Origin of the sequence: Variovorax sp. RA8 (assembly GCF_901827175.1) — a bacterium.
Classification (GTDB): Bacteria; Pseudomonadota; Gammaproteobacteria; order Burkholderiales; family Burkholderiaceae_C; genus Variovorax.
On sequence record NZ_LR594662.1, the window covers coordinates 2,688,714 to 2,714,728 of the forward strand.

Below are 26,015 nucleotides of genomic sequence, written 5' to 3' on the forward strand. Positions count from 1 at the left end.
TCGGGGAGTTCCCATGTCCAAGCTCGGGCGCGCGTGCGCCGTTGCCGTGGCCACATCGCTTGCTCCAGGGTGGAGATTGAATTTCAACGATATTGCGGGCTTTTGTTGCCAGCTTTTGAGGCATCGCTGTTGGAAGGATCCGTCATCGGTGCCATGCCAACCGAAGAGTTTCAGCAAGCTGATTGACTCGGCTCAAGTGCGAGCCGCGTTCGCGGCTCATTGAGCGGACTGTGCAACTGCGATGCTCTTTGCTATCTGCCGGAATCAGCCTGAATATCCAACAGCTCCAGCACCAGCCCCGGCTCCGGCGGCCAAGCCGCCATCCGCGGAAGGCCATCGTGCGCAGCGGCGAGCGGCCACCACAGGCTGGCCGGCTGCGGCGGCCAGGCCTCGGCGGGCTGGAATTCCTGCCCCGCGCGCGGCGGCAGGGCGGCGATTGCTGCCTCGAGTGCCTCGGGTCCTTCAGCTGCCGCGCCAAGCAGCGACGCGAGCCGCGCGGCGCTTTCAGCCGGCGACGCCGGCTCGGTCAAGCGTTCGGCCAACGTCAACGGAAACGCACGTCCAACGCGATCGTGCGAAGGCACGACGATGCCGCACCAGATCTCGCCGGGCGCCGGCAGCGCCAGGTAGCGCCAAGGCGCGAAGGCGCGAAGCCGTTCGCGCAAAGCCGCGCCGTCCAGCGTCGTAGCGGCAAGGGCCAGCCCCCGCTGCAGCCAACCGTCCCAGTCGCTGCGCCAGCGCGGCGGCAGGCCGCGGCCGACGAAGTCGCCGCGCGCGGGCAGCTTGCCGTACCAGCACACGCGACGCGACGGCAGCTTCACCATGTGGCTTGCGGGCAGCGAAACCGTGCCAGTTCCCGGAGGGTCCAGATGTCGGCCTCGGGCGCGCCGGCTGCGCTCGCCTCGACGTCGAGGGTGCGGGTGTCGACGGCCAGGGCCAGGCGCGCCGGCGCACCCGGCTCGCCCTTCCATTCGCTGCGCAACAGCACCCGAATCCAGGCGAAGGCGCCTTCATGGACTTCAGCGGCGACGCCGGTGGGGCCCGGCGGCAGGATGCGCATCAGCACTTTCTGGGTCGAAGCCGGTCCCGGCCAGACCAGCTCCTTCGAGCGCGACGGGCCGTTCTCGAAGCGCAGCAGCTGACCATCCACGTCGACGCTGAACTGCAGCAGCTCGGCATCCATGCGCTGCGGCGTGAGGCGCAGCTTGAGCTCGGGCATCGGTGCGCCTGCGGGGAAGAACAGGGCGCCTATCGCCGCCGCCCGCTCGAATGCGCCCGGCAACTCCGCATCGCCCGGTGCGCCGCGCGCCTTCCACGGCCGGCTCGACGTGTCGATGCGCTCGCTCAACTGGTTGCGCCGGAACTCGTCAAAGAGGCCGCCGGGTCCGAACAGGCGCGCGAAGTCGGACGGGGCCATGTCGCGCAGCGCAGCGGCGCCGAAGGGGAAGCGCTCGCGCGTCAAGGCGCTGCAGGTCTGCGCGAGCTCGGCCAGCGCGGCATCGAAACTCCGCTTGGCGCCGCCGTGCGAGCGCATCAAGGTCCCGAGGCCGCCGTAGACCTTGCGCAGCGCGGGCGGCGCGCGGGCGGCCTCGGCGCGCAAGGTCGCGTCGAGCTCGGAGTTGGCGGCCTCGTCGCGCTTGGCCGTGGCCAGGGCCTGGAGACGGTCGAGGGCTTGCGGCCCGGCCCCCGCAGCGTAGTCGCCGAGGGCGCCGAAGCGTGCTCGCAGCGCGCCATCGAAAGCGCCCTCGGCCGCGCTGGCGCCCTGGGGTGTGGCGCTGAACTCGTCGGCCAGGCGCGTCAGGAGGCGGCGCAGCGGCGAATCGGGCGCCGTGAGAGACAAGGCTTGGCGCGACGCGCTGTCCGCATCGGTGCCGGGCGCCAACGCGAGCGCATTGAGCTGGCGTGACCAGGCCGCGATCACGCGCTGGGCGTGGCGCTTGCCGACCTGCGTGGCGATCTCGTCGCGCCAGGCGAGGTCTTTCTGCAGGCGCCGTACTTCGCCGCCGGAGTCGCCGAGCACCCAGTCTGCCTCGTTCGCGAGCTCGTCGAGCGTCGTATCGAGCGCCGGCACGAGCATGCGCCGCCAGTCGCCGGCGCTCGAATGTTCCGGCATCGGCCCGGCGTCCGACGCCGCGAACACGAGGGCGCCGGCCGCGCCAAGGCGTGTGGGCAGGTCCTGCGGCGGCTCGGCGTCGGCAACGCGACGCAGCAGGCGCTCATGCACGCGCTGCGCCAGCGGTATTGCCGCGAGTGCGCTGCGCGCCGCGCGCACGCCGGCCTCGTCGGAGCGCATCGCCTCGGGCAGCCCGCTGCGTTCGAGCAGGGTCCCGACATGGCGCGCCCATTCGGCGCGTTCCGCTGCGCCGCCCGCCTGTGCCAGCGTCTGCTCGGCCCAGGGCCTCAACTCGCCGCGGACCAGCCGCGCCGGGCTGGCCAGCATCAATGAAGCGCGCAAGGCCTCGTAGCGCGTCGCGCTGTCCTCGGCCTCGCGCAGGTCGCGGCGCAAGCGTTCGACGAGCAGCGGCGCCAGGCTGCGATCGAGCATCTCGCGGTAGGCCTGCTCCGCCGAGCGCGCCAGCCGCGGCCCCTGGAACAGCCCGAATCCGAAGCCGGCGGGTGCAACGTTCGGATCGATGCCGTCGTTCGCGGCCAGGCGCTCGAGCAGCGAATAGAGCGGCAGCACCTGCTCGAGCTTTGCCGATTCCAGCGAGCCGATGCGTTGGGTCAACTGCTCCACCCGCGTGCGCACGCTGTCGACATAGTCGAGGTTGCGCCGGTAGCTCTGCCACCACAGGGCCGAGGCGGCGAGCAGCGCGGCGCCGGCAAACCCCGCCCCGAACATGGCGGCCCGCCGGCGCCAACGCATCCGCTGCAGCCGCTGGCCTGCCAGCGGCGCTTCGGCGATCACGAGTTGCTTCAGCAGCGAATTCAGGAAGAAGGATTTGCCGCCGGCGTCGGGCCGCACCAGCGGCTTCAGCGCCAGGCCGTGGCTGCGTGCGAGTTCGCCGATCACCCGGTCGATCGGATTGCCCTCCTGGGTGCCGCTCGTCAGCGCGATCGCGCGCAGGCGCTGCGCCGGTTCGGCGGCAATGCCGGCGAAGGCCTTGCGCACGAAGCTCTCGAGGGGTGCGAGCAGGGCGTCGAACTGTGCCGCGAAGGCGTAGATCGGCAGGCGGCGCTGCGGCGTGTGTTCCTGCTGCAGCAGTTCGCGGCTGCGCCGCGCCAGGCGCTGCGCGAGGTCCGACAGGCGCGGCCCGAGATCGGCCGGGATGCCGGCCGCGTCGGCGTCGAACACCAGGCCCCAGAGCTGCTCGCGTTGCGCAGCGTCGAGGTCGCCGAAGGTTTCGACAAAGCCGGCGAGCAGGTCGGCCTTGGTCACCAGCAGGTAGACCGGGAAGGCGAGGTCGAGCTCATGGCGCAGCTCGTCGAGGCGCGCCGCGACCGCTGCCGCCTGGCGTGCGAGTTCCGCGCCGCCGTGCAGCAGGTCGGGCACGCTGACGCTGACGATCACGCCATTGATCGGCTGCACCGGCCGGTGGCGGCGCAGCAGCGCGAGGAACTCCTGCCATTCGCGGGCGTCGGCCGCGGCGTCGCTGTCCTGGGTCGTGTAGCGTCCTGCTGTGTCGATGAACACCGCGTCCTGGCTGAACCACCAGTCGCACTGACGCGTCCCGCCGGTCCCCGCGAGCGGGTCGCGCCCGAGGCGTTCGGCGAGCGGAAAGCGCAGGCCTGAATGCAGCAGCGCCGTGGTCTTGCCGCCTCCGGGCGCGCCGATGATCAGGTACCAGGGCATCTGCTGCACCTGCCGCCGGCCTTGCCACCAGTGGTGGCGGCCCTTCGCCTCGATGCCCTGGCGCAGCATCGCGAGCGCCTGCCGGAAACGCTGGCTCAGCTCGGGCCCGGCATCGCCGACTTCGAGGCTCTTGAGCAGGCGCTCGTTGCGCCGCCGGGCCAGCAGCACCCGCAGTGCGTGCAGGCCGAGCAGCAGGAGCGCGCCCAGCGTCAGCAATGCGACGCGCGCGCGCACGTCGTCGAAAGGGTGCCAGGTGCCGAAGGCGAGCAGAGGTGCCGCGAACCACAGCAGGACGCCTGCCGCGCCGAGGTTCACGGCGCCTTGCGCGAAGCGGGTCGACGGCTTCATTCCGGGAACAGGACGATCTCGACCCGGCGCGGCGGCTTGCCGCCCGTGGCGTCGACGCGGGCCTCCACGGCCAGCCGCGCATCGCCGAGCTGCGGCCGCAGGACATCGGCGGCGCCGCGCGCCCATTCCATCGCCTGGTGCCAGGCCGAGGGCGTGCGCGCCGTCGGGGGATCGCTGCCGTCGGTGTAGCCGACGACGACGACCTTGCCCGGCAGTTTCGCCAGCGCAGCACCGAGGCGCGTCAAGGGGCCGGTGGCGTCGCCCAGCGCATCGGCACCGAGCACGGCCACGCTGCGCAGCGCCTCGTCGCGGACCGACAAGCGGCCGGCGCCGATGTCGTCACGCAGCTTCGAGGCCAGCCGCGGCGGCACTTCCGGCGCGGCCGCTGTGGGCGCTGCCGTGGCGGCGCCCGCCGGCACGATTTTCTGCAAGGACGCCAGCACGCCGTCGACGCGCGCCGCAAGCTGCAACTGGCTGGCGCTGTAGATGCCCAGGGCCAGTACGCCCAGCAGCAGGACCGCCGGCAACGCGACGCGCGGCGCGCGAGGCGGGCTGGCCGCTGCCGCCGAGCATTGCCAAGGGGCCACCAGCGCCGGCACCGGCGCCACCTGCTGCAGCGCGAGGTGCACGCGCGAGCGCAGGGCTTCGTGGTCGCGGTCGCCGAGGACGCCGCGCGCGCGCAGGCCCAGACTCAGGCAGGTGTGGAAGAGCTCGAGCAGTGCGCGGTGCTCGCGCGGCTTTTCGGCCAGCCGCGCCAGCAGGCGCAGCAGCTTGTCGCCGCCCTTGGCCTCGCCGTGAAAGCAGCGCAGCAGCCCGGCGCCTTCCGCGCCGCCCCAGGGCGCCGCGTCGAACTGCTCGTCGCCCCAGGCACACAGCACGTAACTCGCGGCCGCGATGTCGGGCTCGGCGATGCCCGCCGCGCGCGCATCTGCTTCGAAACGGTTCACCGCCTGGGCCAGCGTGCGGCGCAGCGCGGCCGGGTCGGCGGGCGTCGCATCCCGCAGGCCGGCCATCAATGCGACGAGGGGCAGCGCATGGGCGCGGAGCGCACGCGCTGCGGCCGGCTCGTCGGCGCCGCTCGGCTGGCCGGGGACCGGCGGTGCGGAGGCGTCCGCCGGCCGCTTCACTTGGCCCACCCCAGTTGCAGCTGGCGCGCCTGCGCGTCGACGCGCACGCGCGCCAGCGTCCCGACGGGCAAGGGCAGGATGGCACGCCACTGCGAGCGCTCGATCTCCCTGAACGCACCGAAGACGGCGAGGGCGCGTGCGTCGCCGCTCAGTTCGAGGGCCAGCTCGCGCGCCTCGCCGGGGCGCAGGTACAGGCTCTCGCGCACGAGCACGTTCGCTCCGAGGGTCGCCTCGTCGTCGTCGTAGAGGCTGTCGAAGCTCGCCTTCTCGAATCCGCTCGCATCGCGCAGGACATAGACCCGCAGCGCCAGCGAGGCCGACGCGTTGCGTGCATCGGTATTCAGGCTGCGCTGCGCCTGCACGAGCAGTTGCAGATTGCGCTTGGGGCTGGCCAGTGCCGGCGCTGCCCCGGGGTTGAACATGAAATTCACGACCATCGAGGTGTTGACCCAGGGGATCTGGCGCTGGCCGGTGTCACGCAGCACCTTGACGCGGACCGCCTTCATCATTTCCTCGACTTCGACGCCGACCGAGCGCAGCTCGGTGGCAAGGTGCTTCGTGTAGACGCTGTTGCCGCCGGCCGGGCCATCCTCCGCGACGCCGCCGGGGGCTGCGGAGAAGGCGATGAGGGCACCCGGCGCCGCCATCTCGGCCAGGCCGTTGGCGTTGCGCGATCGCCCACGCGCCGCGAAGGGGTCGTTGCGGCAGGCGTCGATGATGAAGATGCGGGCGCGCGGACGGACCCGGTCGACGTGCGCGAGAAGCGCGTCTTGCAGGTCGATCGCCTCGTCGCGCACCTCGGCCTCGTCGCGCAGTGCGATGTCGACCGGCAGCAGGTAGTTGCGCCCGCCGATCTGCACGCCATGGCCGGCGTAGTAGAAGACCGATGCGACCCGGTCGTCGTCCATTCGGCGCGCGAATTCCCGCAGTACGCGCTTGAAGTCGCGGGCCTTGAGGTTGAGGTGCTCGCCGACTTCGAAGTCGAGGGAGCGCAAGGTCTGGGCGACGAGGCGGGCGTCGTGCTCGGGGTTGTTCAGCGGGATCTCGGGGTAGCGGCCGTTGCCGATGACGAGTGCGATGCGGCGCTGCCTGGAGACTTCGACCTTGGCTTGCGGCTGGGCGAGGGAGGTGGGGGGCCATAGCGCGGGGGCCAGGGCGATGCAGGTGAGGAGGGGGCGGCGCCTCACTCCGGAGAGTTTCTGGACTTCGGACAGAAAGCCCGGTGCCCCCACGCCAACCTTCCTCCGGAATGAGAGGGACCAAGACCCCAGCGCAAGAGATGCAAGGTTCGACACAGTCTGAAGCACCTCCACGGACGACCGCGTTCCATTCTCCGTGCAGCGCATCCGAGGCACAAGGGGAAGGGTCCGGTCGTCGCGCCCGAGCGCTTGTTCAGCTGCCGCGGAACTGCACGCGGCGGTTCACGGCGGCGGTGGGATCGGCCGCCTCGACCAGTCGGGCTTCGCCGTAGCCGACCGTCTTCAGCCGCGCACCGTCGATGCCATGCCGCTGCACCAGATAGTCACGCACAGCACGCGCGCGGGAGCGCGAGAGCTCGAGGTTGTAGGCATCGCTTCCGACAGCATCGGTGTGGCCTTCGACCGTGACGATGCTGTTTGGCGCAAGCAGCTTGACGCCTTCTGCCAATGCATCGAGCTGGGTCCGTGCGGCGGGAAGGATCTCGGAGGAGTCGAAGGCGAAGCGCACCGGCAGGGACAAGGCCGAGGCCTCGGCGGTGGCATCGTCAGGCGCAGCGGACACACGGGCCGGGGCGCGTGCCGAGGTCTTCGCCAGGGCGGCGGCGGCGGCCGCAACATACTTCGTCGGGGTTGGCGCCGCCGGCGCATCGTCGAGCAAGCGAATCGACCGGGTCTTGTTGCCGAGCACGGCCGCCACGTCATGCGGGTTCACGAGCTGGCCCTCGCGATAAATGATCACCTTCTCGGCCTTGACCGGCGGGGTGAGGAAGGCGGCGGCGAGCGCGAGGGCGAGGGTGCTGAGGTAGCGGGTCATGGCGGGGCTCCTTGAGCGTGGCGTTGGATTCGTCGATGCCCATGGGTTGCGAGCGCCGCCTGCGCGGTTCAATCTTTCTCGATCGTCCCGACGCCGCGGATCGAGCGCGTCACCACCGGGTCGCCGTGATAGCGCACGTGGCCGACCCCGCCGATGCGCACTGCCAGCGTGGTGCTGGCGGCAAGGCGCACTTCGCCGTTGCCGTCGATCGCGACTTCGGCTCGCTCGCTGGCAAGCCCGGGCGCCGAGTAGCGGCCCATGCCGGTGATGGCCAGTTGCTGCGCGACCACCCTGCCGCCACCGACAGCGACCTCCCCGGCACCGGTGATCCGCACGTCGAGGCTGCGCGCATCCTCCAGGCGATCGAGGCGGATCGAGCCGCCGCCCGCCAACACCAGCGCGAGCGCGTCGCTGCGCAGCGGTCCGATGCTGATCTCGCCGGCGGTGCGCGACTCGAAGGCGCGCAGCGCCCGGACACCGAGCTTCATCCGGATCGGCTGCCGGGTCTCGATCCGCCCCGGCGCCAGGCCGATGAGCAGGCGCCGGCCCTGGACCTCGGTGGTGATCTTGCGCAGCACCGCGGGCTCGGCTTCCAGCGTCAGCGTCTCGCTGGGACCCTGTTCGACGCTGATCTCGCCGGCGACGGCGAACACCACCTGGTCGAAGCCGGCGACGCTGCGGGTCTCGGTGGCCGCCTGGGCCGGCTCGGCCAGGGCCGCGGCAAGTACCGCGGCCGAACCCGCGGCCAGGGCGCAGGCGCGGAGCGCGCCCCGCGCCGGCAACCAACGGCTGAACCAGTTCATGGTGCAGGTTCCTTGAGTGCGCGGGCTTGGCCTCAGCGCGGCAGCGCGAGGTTGCGCTCCGGGGGGTAGGGGCGCGCCTGGCAGGTGGTCCAGCCGGAGTCGGTGACGATCACCGATCCGCCGTTGCGGTCGGTCGCCACCAGCTTCGCGCCCTGCCGTGCGTCGGGGCCCAGGGTGACCGGCCCTTCGTCGAACAACAGGCGGCCATACTGCCAGCAGCGCAGCCGATAGGTGCCCTGTCCCTTCTGCCTCGACGCCGGCGCCGTGGCCGGGGGCGGGGGCGCCGGCGGGAGCCCGGAGACGACGCGATCGTCGGCGGCAGCGGTGGCGGTCGCGACGCCTGCCGTCGCGCCGGAGGGCAGTTGGAGGATCCCGACCACGGCGGCCAGGGCGACCCCGCTCACGGCGACCAGGCGGATGCCGAGCCACTTCGCACGGCCGGGAAGGGATTCATTTGGCTTGGACACGGAAGTTCTCCTGGGCGAGCGTGCCGCCGCTGGCTTTGACGAAGGCGCCGCGGATCGCTTCGAGCGTGGCGCCGGGGAGGGGTTCGAAGTCGGTGCCGACCAGGGCTTGCGGCAGCGAAGCCATCACGTCGCGCTGCGTTGCGAAGCAGGAGATGGTCTCGGGCACGCCCTTCGTATTCATCGTGAGCTGGAAGCGCATGGCGCCGGGCAGCGTGAGCGGCTGGGCCGCGGCGATGCGCGAGTCGCGGGCAAAGCGGTTCGGGAAGAAGCGGATGACCTTGGACTCCTCGTCCTGCAGGTAGCAGTAGACATGCGCGTCCTGCGAGGGTGCGAGGGAGAGGCTGATCGACTCCCCGCGGGCAAAACGGGTCTGCTGCTTGGGAGCCGTCACCGAGAGCTTCAGCGGTGCCGCGGCCGATGGCGCTGCTGCCGCCGCCGCGGGCGAGGCGGATGCTGCGCTTGCCACCACCGGGACCGATGCCGGTGCCGCGGCCACCGAGGCCGGTGCGACGTAGCGCGCCGGCTCCTCCGGCCGCTTGATCTTGGTGTGGTCGGCTGCGAGGAAGGCGTAGAAGAACTGCTCGTTGAGCACCGCCTCGCGGCTGAGCCCGAGCGCGGCGCGGTAGTTCGCGATCGCCTCGTCGATGGCGGGGTTGAACTCGCCGTCGATCGGGCCGTCGTAGAACGCGCGCCGGCGCAGCTGGTTCTGGAAGTAGGCGATCAGCTCGATGCGCGTCGCGGCCATCGCGTGGTACCAGTCGAACATCTCCAGGCGCGTTTCGTCGTTCGCCTTCGGGTCCGTCACGCCCAGGCAGCTCCAGTAGGGAGTCTTCGTGAGCTTGCCGATGAGCTCGACCGCCGCCAGCTCGACCAGTCCGCGCAGCGCCTGCGTCTGGCCCTCGGCCTTCGCCAGGTTCATGCTGTAGTTGATGCCGAACTTGTGGTACGCGGCGTCGCCGTCGATGCCGCTGCCCTGCTTCAGGATCATCACGGAGTTGCGCGAGGTGACGCCCGCGAGTACCGCCATGTCGCTGGTGGTCAGCACGCTCAGGTCGAGCGCCAGCATGCTGGATCCCGCGTCCTTTGCCGCGCCGAGGTTGATGAAGGGTGCGAAGCCGATGCCGACGTCCTTCTGGTTCTTGACCAGGTTCTCGTCGAACTGCGAGACGGATCCCTTGATGTCGTAGAGCGGGATCGCCTGGTAGGCCGCCGCGCTCTGCGCCGAAGCGAGATAGCTGATGACGTTCGCGGTGTCCTTGCCGAAGGCGACCAGGCGCACTGCGCGGCTGCGACGCGACATGTCCGACACCGACGAGATCAGCATGTCGCGCGTGCCGGCGTTCAGCTTCTTCGTTTCGTCGCTGATTTCCTCGGTCAGCATCGTGATGTCGCGCACGCCGTAGTCGAGCAACAGCGTGTCCATGCAGCGCAGCGCATGCGAGAAGCCGGTGATCGAGCGCTGGGGCCGGTCCTCGGGGCCCTTGCGGATCTCGTTCGTCTGGTCGATGGTGGGTTGCCTGACCTCGAGCGTCTGGCAGCCGGCGAGTGCCGCGAAGGTGGCGGAAAGCGCGAGGAGGCGCGCGAGCTTGGGCGGTTTCATGACATCTCCCTTGATGCGGGACGTTGTGCTCAGCGGCACCCGCCGCGGCCGACGATGTTGATCGCGTTGGGCGCGAACACGAACACCTCGCGCGGCGAGGCGCCGATGCGCCCGCCGGTGTCGATGTTGCCGATGTTCTGACTCCCGCAGGTGCTGGAGTCCGAGGAGTTTCCCTGTGACTTGCCCTGTTCGTCGGCCTTGCGCTCCTGGGCGGCGATGCGGATCTTTTCCTTCGCGATCTTCGCGCGGAAGCGCGTGTCGACACCCATCAGCTCCTGTCCCGCGAATGCGTGGGCCCCGGCGCCCAGCGTGACGGCGGCGAGAACGATGCGGGCGATGAGGGCGAGGCGTGCATTCATGGTGGTCTCCTGGATGGGGAAGCGCCGGCGGGCGAGACGCCGGCGCAGGGAAAGAACAAGGACGAGGTCTTACTTCGCGACGCCGACGCTCTGGTCGGCGGTGGACAGGAAGCCCGCGGCGGTATTGACCTGCGCCGTGGCGAGCACCGTCGAGTTCGTCAGCTTGCCGCTGCCTTGCGCGCCGCCGATCTGCTGGCGCGCCGTCGACAGGAAGCCGCCGGCCACGTTGCTCACGCCGGTGGCGCCGACGAAGCTGCCCTGGACCTTGCCATCGTCCTTCGCGAAGCCCACTTCCTGGTTCGCCGTGCTCAGGAAGCCGGCGGCCGTGTTGTTCACGCCCTGGGCGACGATGGCGGTCTGGCTGATCTGGCCGTTCTGGGTGGCGCGGGCGATGCTCTGGTTGGCCGTCGACAGGAAGCCCGCCGAGGTATTCACGGCGCCGTTGACGATCACGGCGGTGTTCTTGATCTTGCCGTTCTGCTCGGCCACGCCGACGTTCTGCCGCGCGGTGGACAGGAAGCCGGCCGAGGTGTTGACGGCACCGGTCGAGAACACACCGGAGTCGGCGATCTCGCCGGCCATGGCGGCACCGAAGACGAGGCCGAGCGCGGCGAGGACGGAAAGTTTGGGAGCGGCTTTCATGGTGGATCTCCTGAAGGATTGGCGGGTTGGCGTTTGGGGGTGGGCGGCATGCGCTTGCTTGCCTTCCGCTGCATGGGTTGCTGCGCGTCCGGAAACGGTTCAAGGGAATTCGCATTCGCAGCAGCAGAAGCGCGGCCCCGGAATGAAAAGACCCGCCGGCGCAGGTGCGCGGGCGGGTCGGGGCCGAGGAGGCGGGAATGAAAGCCGGCAGCGTCTTACTTGGCGACGCCGATGCTCTGGTCGGCGGTGGACAGGAAGCCGGCGGCGGTGTTGACCGAGCCGGTGGCGATCACCGTCGAGTTCGTCAGCTTGCCGTTGCCTTGCGCGCCGCCGATCTGCTGGCGGGCCGTGGACAGGAAGCCGGCGGCCGTGTTGCTGGCGCCGTTGGCGATGACGGTCGAGTTCACGACCTCGCCGTTGTCCTTGGCGAAGCCCACGTCCTGCGTGGCGGTGCTGAGGAAGCCGGCAGCCACGTTGTTCAGGCCGTTGCCGATGACCGTGCTGTTGGTGATCTTGCCGTTTTGCGTGGCGCGGCCCACGCTTTGCGTCGCCGTCGACAGGAAGCCCGCGGCGGTGTTGTTGGCGCCGTTGACGATCACGGTGCTGTTGGTGATCTTGCCGTTCTGCTCGGCCACGCCGATGTTCTGGCGCGCCGTGGACAGGAAGCCGGCCGAGGTGTTGACGGCACCGGTGGACAGCACCGTGGAACCCGTGATTTCGCCGGCCATCGCGCCACCGACGGCAAGACCGAGAAGGGCGACAAGAACGGAAGCTTTGCGGACGATTTGCATGATGATCTCCTGAGAGTGATGGAACGAGGGTTAGTGGTGGGGCTTGCCGATCTGCCTGCCTTCCCGCTCCATGGGTTGCGCCCGGTTCGGATTCGGTTCAAAGGAATTTCACGACGATCAACCGAGAAGGGTTCGAGCCGATTTCGGGCTGGCTGCGCGCCAGCGTACGATGGCCCGCCATGCTCGACAGGGCTCCGCCAGACCCGCCTCCACACCCGCCGCGCCTGACGGGTTTGCGCGGCACCTTGAACGCGCTGCGCAACTTCGGGCTGGTGAACCTCGGCACGCCCGCCGCCGGCGAATTCGACAGCTTCACGGCCAGCGATGGCCAGGTGGTGCCCGTGTTCGTGCTCGGCAAGGGCCCGCCGCTGGTGCTGGTGCACGGGGTCGGATGCTCGCATCGCGACTGGATGCCGGTGGCGCGGCGGCTGGCGCGGCGCCACTGCGTGCTCGCCTGGGACGCCCGAGGCCATGGCCATTGCCGGCCGGTGCGCGGCAGCATCACACTCGCGCGGCTGGCGAGCGACCTGGCCGAAATGCTCGACCACTTCGGGCTGCAGCGAGCGGTGCTGGTCGGGCACTCCATGGGCGCGCTGACGCTGATGCAGTACCTGCATCTGCATGGCACGCACCGCGTTGCCGCGGTGGCGCTGGTCGACCAGTCGCCACGCATCGTGACGGACGACAGCTGGCGTCTGGGGCTGTTCGGTGGCTGCAGCGCGGCGATGCTGTCGGGGCTGATCGCGGGCGCGCGCCAGGACCTGGCCGAGGCGCTGCTGAACGAGGTCGGCGCGCTCGGGGGCGCCTGGCTCAGGCGCCAGCTGGGCATCGACACATCGCTCGGGCGGATGCTGCGCCGGCGCCTGGGAAGCATCGACATCCGGCCGCTGCTCGATCTCGCCGAGTCGATGGCGCAGGCCGACTTCCGCGCTTCCCTGTCGCGCCTGGACGCGCCGCTGCTGGTCGTGCTGGGCGCGCGCAGCCCGCACTATGCCGGCCTGCCGCTCGACGCCTGGTATCGCGACACGGTGAAGCATGCGCAGATCTCCGTCTACCCGCGTGCCGGCCATTCGCCGCATGTCAGCGAGCCGCTGCGCTTTGCGCGGGAGCTCGAGCGCTTCCTGGACGACCACGCCTGAGCGGCGTATCGGCTACCCGCACCGCCCCTTGTCGTTCGACTTGAAGCAGAAGTCGGCCGTCAGGCTCGACGACTCCCAGGGCACCTGCACGCGTCCGGTGTCTTCGGCCACGCCGATGCGCACCCGCTTGAAGAGCTGCTCGATCTGCAGCCCGGGCGTCGGCAGGTTGGCCAGCAGGTGACGCGCATAGACGCTGTGCTTGCCGCTGGCGCCGTCGAGCGCCACGCCGTTGGGCGCGGTCGAGAAGGCCACCAGGGTGCCGACGGGCGCATCGAGCGTCGCCAGGCCCCCTGGTGTCGCGCCGCGGAATTTCAGGCGCCGTCCATCGGGGCCGACGATGACGCCGCCGGCGAACGGGTTCACGCGGCAGGCGTCGAGCACCACGATGTTGATGCCGGTGCGTATGGCGCTGAGCCGGTCGACGAACTCGCCGACGTCCGCGCTCTGCCGCTGGATGTCCTCTTCGGTCAGCGGGTCGGCGTCGATCGGCACCAGGTAGTTGCGGCCCTTCACCTGGACGCCGTGGCCGGCATAGAACAGCATGCGGACCGAGGCCTTCGGCGCGCGCATCGAGAACTCGCGCAGGGACTCGATCAGGTCCGGCAGCCGCGTGTCCTGGCGCAGGGTCACGTCATAGCCAAGGCCGCGCAATGCGGCCGCGACGGCAGCGGCGTCGCCGGGCGGGTTCTTCAGCGGCGCGGCGCGATACGCGCCGTTGCCGATCACCAAGGCAATGCGCGACTCGGCGCCATGGGTGTTCGCGTTGCCGTTGGCGGGGCCGCCCAGGGCGGGACCGCCAAAAGGCAGCGCCGCGGCGCCCAAGGCGCCTTGCAGCAGCGTCCGGCGGCTCAGCAGCGTGGCCATGGCGGCTACTCCCGAGGCGGCACGCCGGGTGCCAGCGAGGCGGCCTGGACGATCGGGGCGCCCTGCACCCGGGCGAGCGCCGCCGCTTCGCTACCGGCCGGCACGCGCAGGTAGTAGTCGCCGAGCTGCCCCGGCCCACCGGCCAGCTCGCCTCCGACCTGCACCACCAGCATGCGGATGTCGGCCTCCTTCGCGTCGGGCGCGAAGCTGATCTTCAGCATCGGGCCCTCTTCGACGCGAACCGCGTTCAGGGCGCGGATCTGGTCGGCGTCCTCACGGGCGTGGCCGAGCAGGTTCAGGATCACGCCGCCTTGCACCATCACGAGCGCCAGGCCGGCGATCGCATAGCTCGGGCGCATGCCCAGGTTGCCGAAGAAGGCGCCGATGCGCTCGGCAAGCGTCGGGCGGTCGCCCTGGATCAGGCGCATGGCGCGGGCCAGGCCGATGGTCGGCGGCACGGCGGGGGCGTTTTCCTGGACGCGCGCCTGCAGCGAGCGATACCAGTCCAGCTCGCTCCTGGCCTCGGGGTGCTGTTGCAGGTAGGCGTCGACCCAGGCGCGGTCTTCGGCTCCCAGCGAACCGTTGGCGTACCAGGGGAGCAGTTCTTCGAAGCGTTTGTTCATGATGCCGCTGGGTTGCGCGAGCCTTGCGGATGGTTCAGTTTATTTTTGCGCGCATGCCGGAAAGACCGCAAGCGTCATTCACGAGGCGAGGGCGCCCTTGGCTTCAGGGGCGCTCCCCTCGCTGCGCAGCAGGGACTGCAGGCATTTCTTGATCTTCTGGCGGGCGTGGAACAGGCGCGTCTTGACGGTGCCCTCGGGGCAATTCTGAATCTCCGCCACTTCCGCCAGGCCCATGCCCTCGTAGAACACCAGGTGCAGGCATTCGCGGTGCTCGTCCGACAGCTTGCCCATGCAGTGCTGCACGCCTTCGCGCCGCTGCTTGCCCGCCAGCTCCGCGTAGCCGTCGGGCGTGTCCGAAGCGGTGACTTCGGCGATGTCTTCCAGATCGGCATGCACCTCGTCGGGCCGGCGCGCGCGGTAGACCATCAGCGCCTTCCTACGCGCGATCCCGATGAGCCAGGTGGAAAACTGAGAATCGCCCCGAAAGCGGTCGGGGTGGCGCCAGACCTCGTAAAGCGTGTCCACCAGCACTTCCTCGGCCCGCGCGTGGTCGCTCAGCATGTTGAGCGCGTAGGCATAGACCCGTTGGCTGAACGCCTTGTACAGCTGGCGAAACGCCGCCTGGTCTTCGCGGCCGATGCGTACGAGCAGCTGGTTGACCTCGTCGTTGTCCATGCAGGGTGACGGTGGCGATGGCGGTGGGAGTGACGCAATATAGCGTCTCTGCCCCGTTTTCCGGCGCTCATGTCACGCGCCTTCTTCGCGAGCGCGGCCTCGATGTCGGCGGCCAGCGCGAGCAGCGCGCCCGAGGGCTCCCGCTCGACGCTGCGCACCGTCTCCGCGGTGGAACGCGAGGTTGAGCGCGTAGGGGGGCTGCCCCTCCCAGCGCAGCGGCAACGCCAGCGCGTTCTGCCTGGTCCAGGGCCCTAAAAGAAGCGCTTCATCTCGATCTGGCGCATCACCGGGACCAGGCCGCGCGCACGCGCCGCGCTGAAGAAGGGGCTGCCGCCGGGCTCGTCGACCAGCCGCCAGCGGGTGTCGGGGCGCGCGGACGAGAGCACGCCCAGGAGCGAATGCGCGGCCGCCTCGTCGACCGCGGCGGCATCCAGCAGCGTGCCGTCATGGCGGGCCTGCTCGGGCAGCACGGCGTAGCCCACGAGGGTGTCGCCGCGCCGCACGCCGATCGCGGCGGCGCTCTCCTGCGTGAGGGCATCCAGCAAGGTCGGGAGCTCGCGGCGCCAGGTCGGCAGCGCGATCGCGCTGCAGTGCGCGTGCACGGCGGCGAGATCGGCCGGGCCGAGGGCCACGGCCTCGGCGGCTGGCGCGTCCAGCGTGCCCGACAGAAGCTCCAGCGGCCGCAGCGCCTCGAACCCGGCCTGGCCGTAGAGGGTGCGCGCGGGGTTCTGCTCGATGACCTCCAGCACCACGTCGCGCACGCCGGCGGCCGGGAGGGCCGCGAGCTGCACCTCGATCAGCAGGCGGGCGAGTCCGCGGCGCCGCTGCGCGCGGACGATGCCGAAGCCGGCGAGGTAGGCCCGCGCGTCCCGCCGCCCTACCAGCGAGAGGCCGGCCGGCTGGCCGCCGGCGGTCAGCACCCTCGACAACCCGAGCTCGACGTTGGCCCGTCGAAGATGCCGCTCGAAGCGCTGCTCGTCGAAGGCCGCGGGCACGAAGTAGCCCTCGTAGGCCTGGTTCCAGAGTGCGGCCAGCGCGGTGCGCGAGAGCTGCCCGGCGGGGAGGATGGCGATGTCGGCACGCTTCATTCCTTGTCTGCACCTCGTGTCATGCACACGCAGGCAATGATGCACCGCTTCGCGCATCGACGGGTCTGCGCGCGGTGCGGTCCAGCTCGCATGCGCATGCATCGCATCGCATGCAGGCGTTCCGGAATACGCCGTCCGCCAGATGCATTTGCGCATGCGGACGCCTAAGCTGAGCAAGCCACGAGGAGAAGCGCATGGACTATCCCGGTCGCATCATCAAGCTCGGCGAAGACGATGCCGTTGTCGTGCAGGCGGTGCGCAGGCAACTCGGCCTGATGATGGGCGGCGACGGCGAGTCCGTCGCGCGCCTCGATCCGCGGGGCGCGGTCTTCGATGCCGGCATGCGGCGCGTGGTGAAGCTGTTCCAGGCCCGCCATGTCGATTCGGCCGGCCGCCCGCTGAAGCAGGACGGCGAGATCGGCGCGCTGACCTGGGGCGCGCTCTTCGGGACGGAGGCCGCCGGTGCGAGCGCCCATGCCGGCAGCGACCTGCTGGCACAGGTGCTGGCGGTCGCCGCCGGCGAAGAGGCGAAGCAGGTGCGCGAGGTGCCGATGAACTCGAACCGCGGCCCCGAGGTCGAGAAGTACCTGGCCCGCGTCGGCGTGCCGGCCGGGCTGCCCTGGTGCTGCGCCTTCGTCTACTACTGCTTCGACGAGGCCTCGAAGACGCTCGGGCACGCCGGCAATCCCATGGTGCGCACTGCGGGCTGCCTCGACCACTGGAACAAGGCCGCGGCCAAGGGGGCAACGCGCATCCCGGCGCGCGCGGCAACGGCCGATCCGACGCAGCTCGCGCCCGGCATGATCTTCATCATGGACCACGGCCGGGGCGCGGGCCACACCGGCCTGATCGAGTCGGTCTCGGCCGGCATCCTCGCCACCATCGAGGGCAACACCGACGCCAGCCGCACGCGCGAGGGCGGCGGCGTCTACCGGCTGGCCCGCAAGGTCGGGGAGATCAACAAGGGCTTCATCGACTACGGGACAACCCGGAGGCCGTGAATGAGTCCAGTGGGTCTGTTCTCCCCTTTTCACGGCCGCCGGAAATAGTCGTACATCCTGTAGGCCGCACGTCCGTCAAGGTCAGCGTTCCGGCCGCCTGATCGTTTCTCGAAGAGGAATCGGTCATGTCCTGGTCACACACCCAGTTCGGGACGGCGACGGCGCACCCGTGGCGCCGAAGGGGGGTGCGATGACCCACCCGAGCGTGGCGCACCGGGTGCGCGAGCTGCTGGAGGGCCCCGCGACGCGGCCGCTGTTCCTGCAATGGCGGCGGCGGCACTTCCAGTCCCCGGAGGGCTTCGGCTTCTACTTCGGCGTATACGACAGCTTCGAGGCCGCGCGCCGGTCGCTGCCACCCAATCCGGGCTTCGGACACGAGGCCCTGGCTGAGGAATACGTGAACCTGCGCAGCAGGAAGGTCTTCGCCTACGACTACCCCGTGATGTGGTGGCTGGCCCGCGCGTTCGGCCAGGGCGCCGCGAGCGTGCTCGACATCGGCGGCTCTGTGGGTGTGCACTACTACGCCTACCGCTCCTACATCGACATGCCGGCCGCGCTGACGTGGCGCGTCGTGGAGGTGCCCACCATCGCCGCGATCGGCCGCAGGCTGGCCGTGGAGCGCGGTGCCGCGGCGCTGCGATTCGCCGACGATCTCGACGAGGCGCTGAGCGGCGACCCTGCCGAAGTCTGGATTGCCGCGGGATCGCTGCAGTACATGGAAGACGGCCGGCCCGCCGCGCTGCTTGGCCGCTGCGCTGGGATGCCGGCGCACCTCCTGCTCAACAAGGTGCCGCTCTACGGGGGCGACGATTACGTGTGCACGCAGAACATCGGCGATGGGTGCTTCGTGCCGGTGCAGGTGTCCAACCGCGAACGCTTCGTCCAGGGCATCGAGGCACGGGGCTATGTGCTGCGCGACCAATGGGAGGTGCATGAACGCTCTCTCTACCTGCCCGGCCATCCCGAGCGTTCGTTCCCCACCTTCAGCGGGCTGTACTTCACGCGCAGCCTGGCGCCGCCTTTCCAACCCGCCGGCTCTGCGCCGGCATCCGTTCCAGGAGAAATTCATGGCTCATGAGAGGTACGCACAGTGCATCGACGCCTGCAACGACTGCGCGATGGCCTGCAGCCACTGCGCCGCCGCCTGCCTGCACGAGGACGATGTGAAGATGATGGCCGCCTGCATCGCGCTCGACATGGACTGCGCCGCCATCTGCCAGCTCGCCGCAGCGGCAATGGCGCGCGACAGCGCCCACGCGCCGGCCATCTGCCGCCTGTGCGCGGAGATCTGCACGGCCTGCGGGGCCGAGTGCGCGAAGCATTCGCACGCGCACTGCCAGGCCTGCGCCCAGGCCTGCCGCCGCTGCGCGGACGCTTGCCGGCAGATGGCCGCCTGAGATGCGGGCTCAGCCCGCGCTTCCCTTCCAGCGCCGCAGCAGGAGCGCGTTGCCCACCACGCTCACGCTGCTGAAGGCCATGGCGGCACCCGCGATCACCGGGCTCAGCAAGCCGAAGGCGGCCAGCGGAATGCCTACGACGTTGTAGACGAAGGCCCAGAACAGGTTCTGCCGGATCTTGGCGTAGGTGCGGCGCGAGATGTCGATCGCATCGCCGACCAGCGCGGGGTCGCCGCGCATCAGCGTGATGCCGGCGGCGTGCATGGCCACGTCGGTGCCGGTCGACATCGCGATGCCCACGTCGGCCGCGGCCAGTGCCGGCGCGTCGTTGATGCCGTCGCCCACCATCGCGGCGCGGGTGCCCGCCTGCGTCTTGAGCTGCGCGACGATGGCGGCCTTGTCCTCGGGCAGCACTTCCGCGTGCACGATGTCGATTCCCAGCACCCGGGCCATGGCTTCGGCGCTGCCCCGGTTGTCCCCCGAGATGAGCGCGGTCCGGATGCCCTGTGCATGCAGCCGGCGGATGGCTGCCGCGGCGGTCGGCTTTGGCGTGTCGCCGAAGGCGAGCAGGCCGAGCAGCTTCGGGCCGGCGCCGATCTCGGCCAGCCAGGAGACGGTGCGGCCCTCTGCCTGCAGTTGCGCCGCGCGCTCGGAGAGCTTGCCGAGCGGCACCGAGAGCTCGCTCATGAAGCGGCTGCTTCCCAGGCGCAGCGCGCGGCCTTCGACCGTGGCCGCCATGCCGCGGCCGGCGTGCGCGCGCACCTCGCTCGCGGCCGGGATCGCCAGGCCCTGCGTGCCGGCCGCAGCGAGCACGGCACGCGCCAGCGGATGCTCGCTGCCGGCCTGGATCGCCGCGCTAGCCCGCAGCAGGGCGGCGGTATCGCCATCCACGGCATCGAGGGCGACCAGTTGCGGGCGGCCCTCGGTCAGGGTCCCGGTCTTGTCGAAGGCGACGATGCCGACGCTGTGCGCGACCTCCAGCGCCTCGGCGTCCTTGATCAGCACGCCATGCCGCGCCGCGACGCCGGTCCCGGCCATGATGGCGGTCGGCGTGGCCAGCCCCAGGGCGCAGGGACAGGCGATGACGAGCACGGCCACTGCGTTGAGGATCGCGGCTTCCCAGTTGCCCGTCGCCAGGCCCCAGCCCGCCAGCGTGGCGAACGCGATGGCGATGACCGCCGGCACGAAAACGCTGCTCACGCGATCGACCAGCCGCTGGATCGGCGCCTTCTTCGCCTGCGCCGACTCGACCAGCCGCACGATGCGCGCGAGCACGGATTCCGCGCCGACGGCGGTGGTGCGCACCGCGAGCAAGCCTTCGCCGTTGACCGAGCCGCCGGTGACCGTGTCATCGGCGTGTTTGGCGACCGGCAGGTTCTCGCCGGTGATGAGCGACTCGTCGACCTCGCTGGCACCTTCGAGCACGACGGCGTCCACGGGGATGCGCTCGCCGGGGCGCACGACCACCACGTCACCGACTTTCACCTGCGCGAGCGGCAACTCCCGCTCCTGCCCGTCGCGCCGCACCCGCGCACGCTCGGGCCGTAGCGCGTTCAGCGCGCGGATCGCCTCCGTGGTCTGCCGCTTGGCCCGCAGCTCCAGCCACTTGCCGAGCAGCACCAGCGTGATCACCACCGCGGAGGCCTCGAAGTACAGATGCGGCGGCATGCCGTGGCCCGCGTGCGTGAGCAGCAGGTAGAGACTCAGGCCATAGCCGGCCGAGGTGCCCAGCGCAACCAGCAGGTCCATGTTGCCGGTGCCCGCCTTCGCGGCCTTCCAGCCCGCGCGGTAGAAGCGCGCGCCGAGCCAGAACTGCACCGGCGTCGCCAGCGCCAGCTGCAGCCAGCCATCGAGCATCCACGTGCGGCCGAAGAGCAGGCCGAGCATGGGCAGCACCAGCGGCGCCGACAGCAGCGCGGCCAGCGCGACCGGCCACCAGTCGGGCGCTTGGCTCGCCGCCGGCGCGGGCTGCGGCTCGTCGGCACGGCGTGCCTCGTAGCCCGCCTTGTGCACGGCGGCCAGGAGTGCGGCGACATCCACGTCGCGGCCGGCGAAACGGACCTGGGCCTTCTCGGTTGCCAGGTTCACCGTGGCCGAGGCGACGCCCGGCACGCCGGCCAGCGCCTTCTCCACGCGCGCCACGCAGGAGGCGCAGGTCATGCCCTCGATCTGCAGCGACCGTTCCTGCAAGCCGGCGGCGGGCGCCGGCATCGTCAAGCTGTTGTCCATCGACATCGGGTGTTCTCGGATTTCTTGGGAAAGGTCCACTGTCGACCCTCCCATCATGGGAAGGTCAAGGCCTTTCCGGCTTTGCGGCCTTGCACGTTCAGTGCTCGGCCAGTTCGTCCAGGATCGGGCAATCGGGGCGCTGGTCGCCATGGCAGCAATCGGCCAGGCGCTCCAGTGTGCGCTTCATGCCCGCCATTTCCTCGATGCGGCGGTGCAGGTCCGCCGCATGGGCCAGGGCGATGCGCTTCACGTCGGCGCTCGCGCGGCGCTTGTTCTGCCACAGCTTCAGCAGTTCGGCGATCTCGGCCATGCTGAAGCCCAGGTCGCGCGCGCGGCGGATGAAGCGCAGCGTGTGCACGTCCTTGTCGTTGTACTGCCGGTAGCCCGCGTCGGTGCGGCTGATGCGGGGCAGCAGCCCCAGCGACTCGTAATGCCGCACCATCTTGGCCGAGACGCCGGAGCGTGCCGCCGCCTCGCCGATGTTGAAGGGTTCCCTGCCGAGGAGGGCCTGGTTCATTGCGCTTTCCTTTTCGCCTCCACACTGTCGAAGGCAAGGGCGAAGCATCGACCCTACCATGATGGGAAGGTCAAGCCCGGCGCGTGGTTTCAGAAGGTGTGAACGAATCCGGCGTGCCCGAGCAGGCTGCCCAGGCGCGCCCAATCAAGACGCAAAGCGCAGCCGTAGCCCGTGCTACGGCGAGCATTTGCAACGCAGAGTGGGTGCGCTTGGGCAGGATGAGCGGGCATGGCGGGTGCGTTCGCACCTTCTCAGGGGCGCATGATCTGGCCGCGGGTGACCGGCGGCGCGTCGTTGCCCCATGAGCCGCGGATGTAACTGAGCACAGCGGCGATGCCGTTGTCGTCGAGCACATGGCCGAAGGGCGGCATGCCGTAGGGCCGCGGGTTGCCGGCGGTGGAGGGCAGGAAGCCCCCATGGCGCAGCACCTGCACCAGGTTGACGGTCGAGTCCATGTTGACCGCGCGGCTGCCCGCCAGCGCCGGATAGGCGCCTTCGGCACCCTGGCCGGCGTCGCCGTGGCAATAGGCGCATTGCTGGTCGTAGATCTTCGCGCCGCGCGCCATCACGCCGGCATCGCGGCGCACCGGCGATGGGGAGGTGGGAGCGTCTGCCGCCTTGGCTTCGGGAAGCTGCTTGAGGAACACCGCCATCGCATGCAGGTCCGCCTCGCCGAGGTGCTGGGTGCTGCGGTAGACCACGTCGGCCATCGGGCCCATGACGGAGCCGGGCGGCGAGGTGCCGTTCTTGAGCAGCGCAACCACGTGCTGCCTGTCCCAGTCCGCGACGCCGGCCTCGCGCTTCGAATTGAGCGAAGGCGCATACCAGTTCTCGACCGGGATCAGCCCGCCGGAGAGGCCCAGCTTCTCTTCGGTGGCGCCCAGCACGTTGCGGGTGCCATGGCACGCGATGCAATGGCCCAGGCCCTCGACCAGGTAGGCGCCGCGGTTCCACTCGGCCGGCCTGGCCGGATCGGCGACGAAGCTGCCGGGCGAGAAGAAGAGGGCGCGCCACACGGCGAGCGCGGCCTGCGTATCGTAGGGAAAGCGCAGCTTGTGGGCGCCGTTGGGCGTGGGGGCCGGCGGTACCGTGCGCAGGTAGGCGTAGATCGCGTCCGAATCCTCGCGCGTCACGCGCGTGAAGCTCGGATAGGGGAAGGCGGGGTACAGCAGGCGCCCGTCCATCGAGCGGCCGTTGTGCAGGGCGCGCCAGAAGTGCGCGGCGCTCCACCGGCCGATGCCGGCTTCTTCGTGCGGCGTGAGGTTGCCGGCGAAGACCGTGCCGAAGGGCGTCTCGATGCCGACGCCGCCGGCATAGGGCGCGCCGCCGCGCGCAGTGTGGCAGCCGGCGCAGTTGCCGGCCAGCGCGAGATAGCGGCCACGTTCGACCTGGGCCGGCGTCTGATCGAAGGCGGCCGGCGTCGCGGGCAGCGGGTCTTCGCCGCGCAGGTTGAGGGCCACGAGCCCGAGTGCGGCGAGGGCCAGCAGCACGAGGAGGGCGAGCAGGGCATAGAGGGTACGTCGCATCGCGTCAGCTCCCCATGGCACTGCACGGCATCGGCAGCGGTCCGGGCGGCGCGGCCGCGGGCTTCGGGTCGGCCGGCACGGGCTGCAGGGCGAGCCAGCTCGCGACGGCGTTGATGTCTTCCGCGTTCAGCTTGCGTCCGACTTCCGCCATGCAGTCGGGCGGCAACGCATGGCGGCCGTTGTTGAGCCAGTCGCCGAGCTGCGAGGCGAGGTACAGGCGCGGCAGGCCCAGTAGCGAGGGGATGGCCGGCGCAACGCCTGTCAGCGCCTGGCCATGGCATTGCGCGCAGGCCGGGATGCCGCGCGCCGCATCGCCCTCGAACGCCAGGGCCTTGCCGCGCGCGAGGCTCTGCGCCGAGGCGTCGCTGCGCGCGGACACGGCGGGATAGGGCAGATCGAGCTCGGCGAAGTACTGCGCGATCTCGCGCAGGTACGCATCGGAGAGGTGCCGCACCATGTGCACCATGTCGCTGTTGAAGCGGCGCCCGTCGCGGAAGCTCAGCAGCTGGTTGTAGAGATAGCCCTCGGGCTTGCCGGCCAGCCGCGGGAAGTAGCCGGCGTTGGTGCTGGCGCCCTCGCGCCCATGGCAGGCGATGCAGGCGGCGACGCGCTGCTCGATGGTGTCGGGCACGCGCGCGGGTGGAGAAGCGGCATGGGCCAGCGGGATCAGCGTGATCAGCGAGGTCAAGCCGAGGGCGGCGAGCAGCAGGCGTCGCCAGGGGGGTGGGATCTTCATCATGGTGCGAGCACGATTGTCGCAGCACGCTAAAGTGCCTCGCATGGGCATGCGATTCACGCGGATGATCGGCTGGCAGCGGCTGCTGTTAGGCGCGGCGGTGGGCGTCGCCGTCGGCCTGCTGCCTTGGCACTTCGGCGGCGTGGCCCGTGGCCTCCTGGGCTGGTGCTGCGGCGCGGCGGCCTATCTGCTGCCCGCCTGGTGGCTGGCCGAGACCTCGGACGCTCAGGGCACGCGGGCGCGCGCGCAGTCGCTGGACCAGCCCAGCGCGCTGATCCTCGCCGCGATGGTGGCGGGCATCGGCGCCAGCGTGGTGACGATTGCGCTGCTCCTCAAGCATGTCGGGCAAATGGACGGTGCCGAACGCATCGGCCACATCGCGCTGGGGCTGCTGGCGCTCGCGGGCTCATGGCTGATGATCCACACGATCTACGGCTTCCACTACGCGCACCGGTACTACCAGGCCGAGCCAGGGGGCGAACCGGGGCTGGACTTCCCGGGCAAGCTCGACCCGGACTACTTCGACTTCCTGTACTACGCCTTCGTGATCGGCATGTGCTCGCAAGTGTCCGACGTGCAGGTGCACTCGCGCGAGATGCGCCGCATCACGCTCGTGCACAGCGTGCTGTCCTTCGCCTTCAACATGCTGGTGCTGGCCTTGTCGATCAATGTGGTGGCCGGCGCCATCTAGGCCACTGCTTGCCGCTGCTTTGCGAGAAGCGCGCGCAGCCCCAAGGGCTTGTGCCGCTACGGCTTGCCCGAGGCCGGTGCGGCCTCCACCGGCCGCCGCCCCAGCTTCACCAGACCGGTCGACAAGGCCACCCCGCACACGATCACCACCGCGCACACCAGCATCCACTGCGTGATCTCCTCGCCCAGGAAGACTGCGCCGTAGAACAGCGCGAACACCGGCACCAGGAAGGTCACGGTCAGCGCACGTGCCGGGCCGGCGCGCGCGATCAGGCGGAAGAACAGGATGTAGGCGAGCCCTGTGCAGGCGGTGCCCAGAACGACCAGCGCGAGCCAGGCCTTGGGGCTCGGCATGTGCGCCGGCCACAGCCAGATGGCGGGCAGTGCCAGGGCGAGCGTGGCGCCGATCTGGCTGCCGGCCGCGGTGGCGAGCGGCGGCACGCCCGTGAGGTGCTTGCGCGTCAGGCTGGCAGAGAAGGCGTAGCAGATGCAGGCCGCGAGGCAGGCGCCGATGGCCCAGCGCGCAGCGGCCTCGTCCGCGCCCGGCTGGAGGCCCGCGCTGCGGCCGGCCAGCATCGCGACGCCGGCAAAGCCGATCACCAGGCCCAGGGCGCGCGAGCGGTCCGGCCGTTCTCCGAAGAAGCCCCAGGCCACCAGCGCGCCGAACATCGGCACCGTGGCGTTGAGGACGGCACCGAGCCCGCTGTTGATGGTGAGCAGCGCAAAAGAGAAGAAGGCAAAAGGCAGCCCGGAATTCAGCACGCCCATGCCCAGCGCCGGTTTCCAGTACTGCCTCAAGCTGGACCATTGGCCGTGCATGAACAACAGCGGCAGCAGGAAGAGCATGGCGATCGTGACCCGCACCGCCGCCGTCGGCAATGCACCGAATTCCGCCGCTCCGATGCGCATGAACAGGAAGGACGCGCCCCACAGCATGCCGAGCAACACGAGGTCGACCAGCCAGCGCTTGCCGGCCGGGCGTGCAGGCGTGATCGGCGCAACGGGCGCAACAGGAGCAACAGGAGCAACAGGAGCGACAGGAGCAACCGGCTTGGCCACCGCGCTCGCGGCCGTGCACTCGCCTTCGCTCACAAGGCACCTTCCAGTTCGAGCAGCGCGCTCTTGCGTTCGAGCCCGCCGGCGTAGCCGGTCAGCGAACCGTTGGTGCCCAGCACGCGATGGCAGGGCACGATCACGCTGATGGGGTTGCGGCCCACCGCAGCGCCCACCGCACGCACCGCGGCGGGATGGCCCAGGCCCGCGCTGATCGCCCCGTAGCTGGTGGTGCGGCCCGCGGGAACGGCCAGCAGCGCCTGCCACACCGACTGCTGGAAGGCCGTGCCGTGCGAGAGATCGAGGGGCAGGTCGAAGTGCTGGCGGCGCCCGGCGAAGTAGTCGGTGAGCTGGGCCCCGGCTTCGCGCAGCACGGGATGCGCCGGGTTGTCCTGCCAGCCGCGCGTGTCGGGCCAGTGGCGTTGCTGCTCGAACCAGGCGCCGGCCAGGCCCGCATCGGTGGCGGCGAGCGTGACGGCGCCGAGCGGCGTCTCGATCGTGCAGCTGTGGAGGGTGGTGTTCTTGAATCTCATG

The 26,015-nt window shown here is 70.5% G+C and carries 26 protein-coding genes; 5 read left to right on the forward strand and 21 right to left on the reverse strand.

Going from position 1 to position 26,015, the window contains the following annotated elements; translation table 11 throughout:
- Nucleotides 1-251: 251 nt before the first annotated feature.
- From tagF to E5P3_RS12710, 11 genes are all read right to left on the reverse strand, one after another.
- A complete protein-coding gene (gene tagF / locus E5P3_RS12660; protein ID WP_162586300.1) occupies nucleotides 252-824 on the reverse strand; it encodes a type VI secretion system-associated protein TagF in 573 nt (190 codons plus the stop codon).
- Nucleotides 818-4,141 carry a type VI secretion system membrane subunit TssM gene (gene tssM, locus E5P3_RS12665; protein WP_162586301.1) on the reverse strand — a complete coding sequence of 1,108 codons (3,324 nt, stop codon included), beginning with the start codon at nucleotides 4,139-4,141 and terminating at the stop codon, nucleotides 818-820. Before tssM ends, tagF begins: the two co-directional genes overlap by 7 nt.
- Nucleotides 4,138-5,268, reverse strand: coding sequence for a DotU/TssL family secretion system protein (locus E5P3_RS12670; protein WP_162586302.1), 1,131 nt, complete (start codon nucleotides 5,266-5,268; stop codon nucleotides 4,138-4,140). The genes tssM and E5P3_RS12670 overlap by 4 nt, the downstream gene beginning before the upstream one ends.
- Nucleotides 5,265-6,455 (reverse strand): type VI secretion system lipoprotein TssJ, encoded by a 1,191-nt coding sequence (gene tssJ, locus E5P3_RS12675; RefSeq protein WP_162586303.1) that lies wholly within the window; start codon nucleotides 6,453-6,455, stop codon nucleotides 5,265-5,267. The genes E5P3_RS12670 and tssJ overlap by 4 nt, the downstream gene beginning before the upstream one ends.
- Before the next feature lie 205 nt (nucleotides 6,456-6,660).
- On the reverse strand, nucleotides 6,661-7,281 hold the full coding sequence (locus E5P3_RS12680) for an OmpA family protein (RefSeq protein WP_162586304.1): 621 nt from the start codon (nucleotides 7,279-7,281) through the stop codon (nucleotides 6,661-6,663).
- Between the two features lie 68 nt (nucleotides 7,282-7,349).
- Nucleotides 7,350-8,084 (reverse strand): GIN domain-containing protein, encoded by a 735-nt coding sequence (locus tag E5P3_RS12685; protein ID WP_162586305.1) that lies wholly within the window; start codon nucleotides 8,082-8,084, stop codon nucleotides 7,350-7,352.
- 32 nt (nucleotides 8,085-8,116) lie between these two features.
- Nucleotides 8,117-8,551: a hypothetical protein gene (locus E5P3_RS12690; protein WP_162586306.1), complete on the reverse strand. Its 435-nt coding sequence runs from the start codon at nucleotides 8,549-8,551 to the stop codon at nucleotides 8,117-8,119.
- Complete coding sequence (locus E5P3_RS12695) at nucleotides 8,535-10,151, reverse strand: DUF4384 domain-containing protein (RefSeq protein WP_162586307.1); 1,617 nt, start codon at nucleotides 10,149-10,151, stop codon at nucleotides 8,535-8,537. Before E5P3_RS12695 ends, E5P3_RS12690 begins: the two co-directional genes overlap by 17 nt.
- Nucleotides 10,152-10,180: 29 nt before the next feature.
- Nucleotides 10,181-10,510, reverse strand: coding sequence for a hypothetical protein (locus E5P3_RS12700; RefSeq protein ID WP_162586308.1), 330 nt, complete (start codon nucleotides 10,508-10,510; stop codon nucleotides 10,181-10,183).
- A gap of 69 nt (nucleotides 10,511-10,579) precedes the next feature.
- Complete coding sequence (locus E5P3_RS12705) at nucleotides 10,580-11,152, reverse strand: hypothetical protein (RefSeq protein WP_162586309.1); 573 nt, start codon at nucleotides 11,150-11,152, stop codon at nucleotides 10,580-10,582.
- A gap of 215 nt (nucleotides 11,153-11,367) precedes the next feature.
- Nucleotides 11,368-11,943 carry a hypothetical protein gene (locus E5P3_RS12710; RefSeq protein WP_162586310.1) on the reverse strand — a complete coding sequence of 192 codons (576 nt, stop codon included), beginning with the start codon at nucleotides 11,941-11,943 and terminating at the stop codon, nucleotides 11,368-11,370.
- A 179-nt stretch (nucleotides 11,944-12,122) separates the two neighbouring features.
- Here E5P3_RS12710 and E5P3_RS12715 point away from each other — a divergent pair, with 179 nt between their 5' ends.
- Nucleotides 12,123-13,082, forward strand: coding sequence for an alpha/beta fold hydrolase (locus E5P3_RS12715; protein ID WP_162586311.1), 960 nt, complete (start codon nucleotides 12,123-12,125; stop codon nucleotides 13,080-13,082).
- 12 nt (nucleotides 13,083-13,094) lie between these two features.
- On the opposite strand, the gene E5P3_RS12720 is transcribed toward E5P3_RS12715, so the two are convergent.
- The 4 genes from E5P3_RS12720 to E5P3_RS12735 form a co-directional block, all read right to left on the reverse strand.
- Complete coding sequence (locus E5P3_RS12720; RefSeq protein ID WP_162586312.1) at nucleotides 13,095-13,946, reverse strand: caspase family protein; 852 nt, start codon at nucleotides 13,944-13,946, stop codon at nucleotides 13,095-13,097.
- A gap of 5 nt (nucleotides 13,947-13,951) precedes the next feature.
- Nucleotides 13,952-14,569 carry an anti-sigma factor family protein gene (locus E5P3_RS12725; protein WP_162586313.1) on the reverse strand — a complete coding sequence of 206 codons (618 nt, stop codon included), beginning with the start codon at nucleotides 14,567-14,569 and terminating at the stop codon, nucleotides 13,952-13,954.
- A gap of 78 nt (nucleotides 14,570-14,647) precedes the next feature.
- Nucleotides 14,648-15,244, reverse strand: coding sequence for an RNA polymerase sigma factor (locus tag E5P3_RS12730; protein WP_162586314.1), 597 nt, complete (start codon nucleotides 15,242-15,244; stop codon nucleotides 14,648-14,650).
- A gap of 251 nt (nucleotides 15,245-15,495) precedes the next feature.
- Nucleotides 15,496-16,332 (reverse strand): GNAT family N-acetyltransferase, encoded by an 837-nt coding sequence (locus tag E5P3_RS12735; RefSeq protein ID WP_162586315.1) that lies wholly within the window; start codon nucleotides 16,330-16,332, stop codon nucleotides 15,496-15,498.
- A 194-nt stretch (nucleotides 16,333-16,526) separates the two neighbouring features.
- Here E5P3_RS12735 and E5P3_RS12740 point away from each other — a divergent pair, with 194 nt between their 5' ends.
- From E5P3_RS12740 to E5P3_RS12750, 3 genes are all read left to right on the forward strand, one after another.
- Nucleotides 16,527-17,333, forward strand: coding sequence for a CHAP domain-containing protein (locus E5P3_RS12740; RefSeq protein ID WP_162586316.1), 807 nt, complete (start codon nucleotides 16,527-16,529; stop codon nucleotides 17,331-17,333).
- Nucleotides 17,334-17,523: 190 nt separating this feature from the next.
- The gene (locus tag E5P3_RS12745; protein ID WP_162586317.1) at nucleotides 17,524-18,411 is read left to right on the forward strand and encodes a methyltransferase, TIGR04325 family; all 888 of its coding nucleotides are present in this window, start codon (nucleotides 17,524-17,526) and stop codon (nucleotides 18,409-18,411) included.
- Nucleotides 18,401-18,730, forward strand: coding sequence for a four-helix bundle copper-binding protein (locus E5P3_RS12750; RefSeq protein WP_162586318.1), 330 nt, complete (start codon nucleotides 18,401-18,403; stop codon nucleotides 18,728-18,730). The genes E5P3_RS12745 and E5P3_RS12750 overlap by 11 nt, the downstream gene beginning before the upstream one ends.
- A 9-nt stretch (nucleotides 18,731-18,739) precedes the next feature.
- Here the strand turns inward: E5P3_RS12750 and E5P3_RS12755 are convergent, their stop codons facing one another.
- The 4 genes from E5P3_RS12755 to E5P3_RS12770 form a co-directional block, all read right to left on the reverse strand.
- Complete coding sequence (locus E5P3_RS12755) at nucleotides 18,740-20,965, reverse strand: heavy metal translocating P-type ATPase (RefSeq protein WP_232073115.1); 2,226 nt, start codon at nucleotides 20,963-20,965, stop codon at nucleotides 18,740-18,742.
- A 91-nt stretch (nucleotides 20,966-21,056) separates the two neighbouring features.
- Nucleotides 21,057-21,476, reverse strand: a complete 420-nt coding sequence (cueR, locus tag E5P3_RS12760; protein WP_162586320.1) for a Cu(I)-responsive transcriptional regulator — start codon at nucleotides 21,474-21,476, stop codon at nucleotides 21,057-21,059.
- A gap of 251 nt (nucleotides 21,477-21,727) precedes the next feature.
- A complete protein-coding gene (locus tag E5P3_RS12765; RefSeq protein WP_162586321.1) occupies nucleotides 21,728-23,002 on the reverse strand; it encodes a c-type cytochrome in 1,275 nt (424 codons plus the stop codon).
- A gap of 4 nt (nucleotides 23,003-23,006) precedes the next feature.
- Entirely contained in the window at nucleotides 23,007-23,738 is a 732-nt protein-coding gene (locus E5P3_RS12770; protein WP_162589663.1) for a c-type cytochrome, read from the reverse strand.
- Nucleotides 23,739-23,781: 43 nt separating this feature from the next.
- Here E5P3_RS12770 and E5P3_RS12775 point away from each other — a divergent pair, with 43 nt between their 5' ends.
- Entirely contained in the window at nucleotides 23,782-24,429 is a 648-nt protein-coding gene (locus E5P3_RS12775) for a DUF1345 domain-containing protein (RefSeq protein ID WP_162586322.1), read from the forward strand.
- A gap of 56 nt (nucleotides 24,430-24,485) precedes the next feature.
- Here E5P3_RS12775 and E5P3_RS12780 read toward each other — a convergent pair whose 3' ends face one another.
- Together E5P3_RS12780 and E5P3_RS12785 are read right to left on the reverse strand one after the other, a co-directional pair.
- Nucleotides 24,486-25,421: a DMT family transporter gene (locus E5P3_RS12780; protein WP_269474004.1), complete on the reverse strand. Its 936-nt coding sequence runs from the start codon at nucleotides 25,419-25,421 to the stop codon at nucleotides 24,486-24,488.
- A 95-nt stretch (nucleotides 25,422-25,516) separates the two neighbouring features.
- Entirely contained in the window at nucleotides 25,517-26,014 is a 498-nt protein-coding gene (locus tag E5P3_RS12785) for a methylated-DNA--[protein]-cysteine S-methyltransferase (protein ID WP_162586323.1), read from the reverse strand.
- Nucleotide 26,015: the final 1 nt, after the last annotated feature.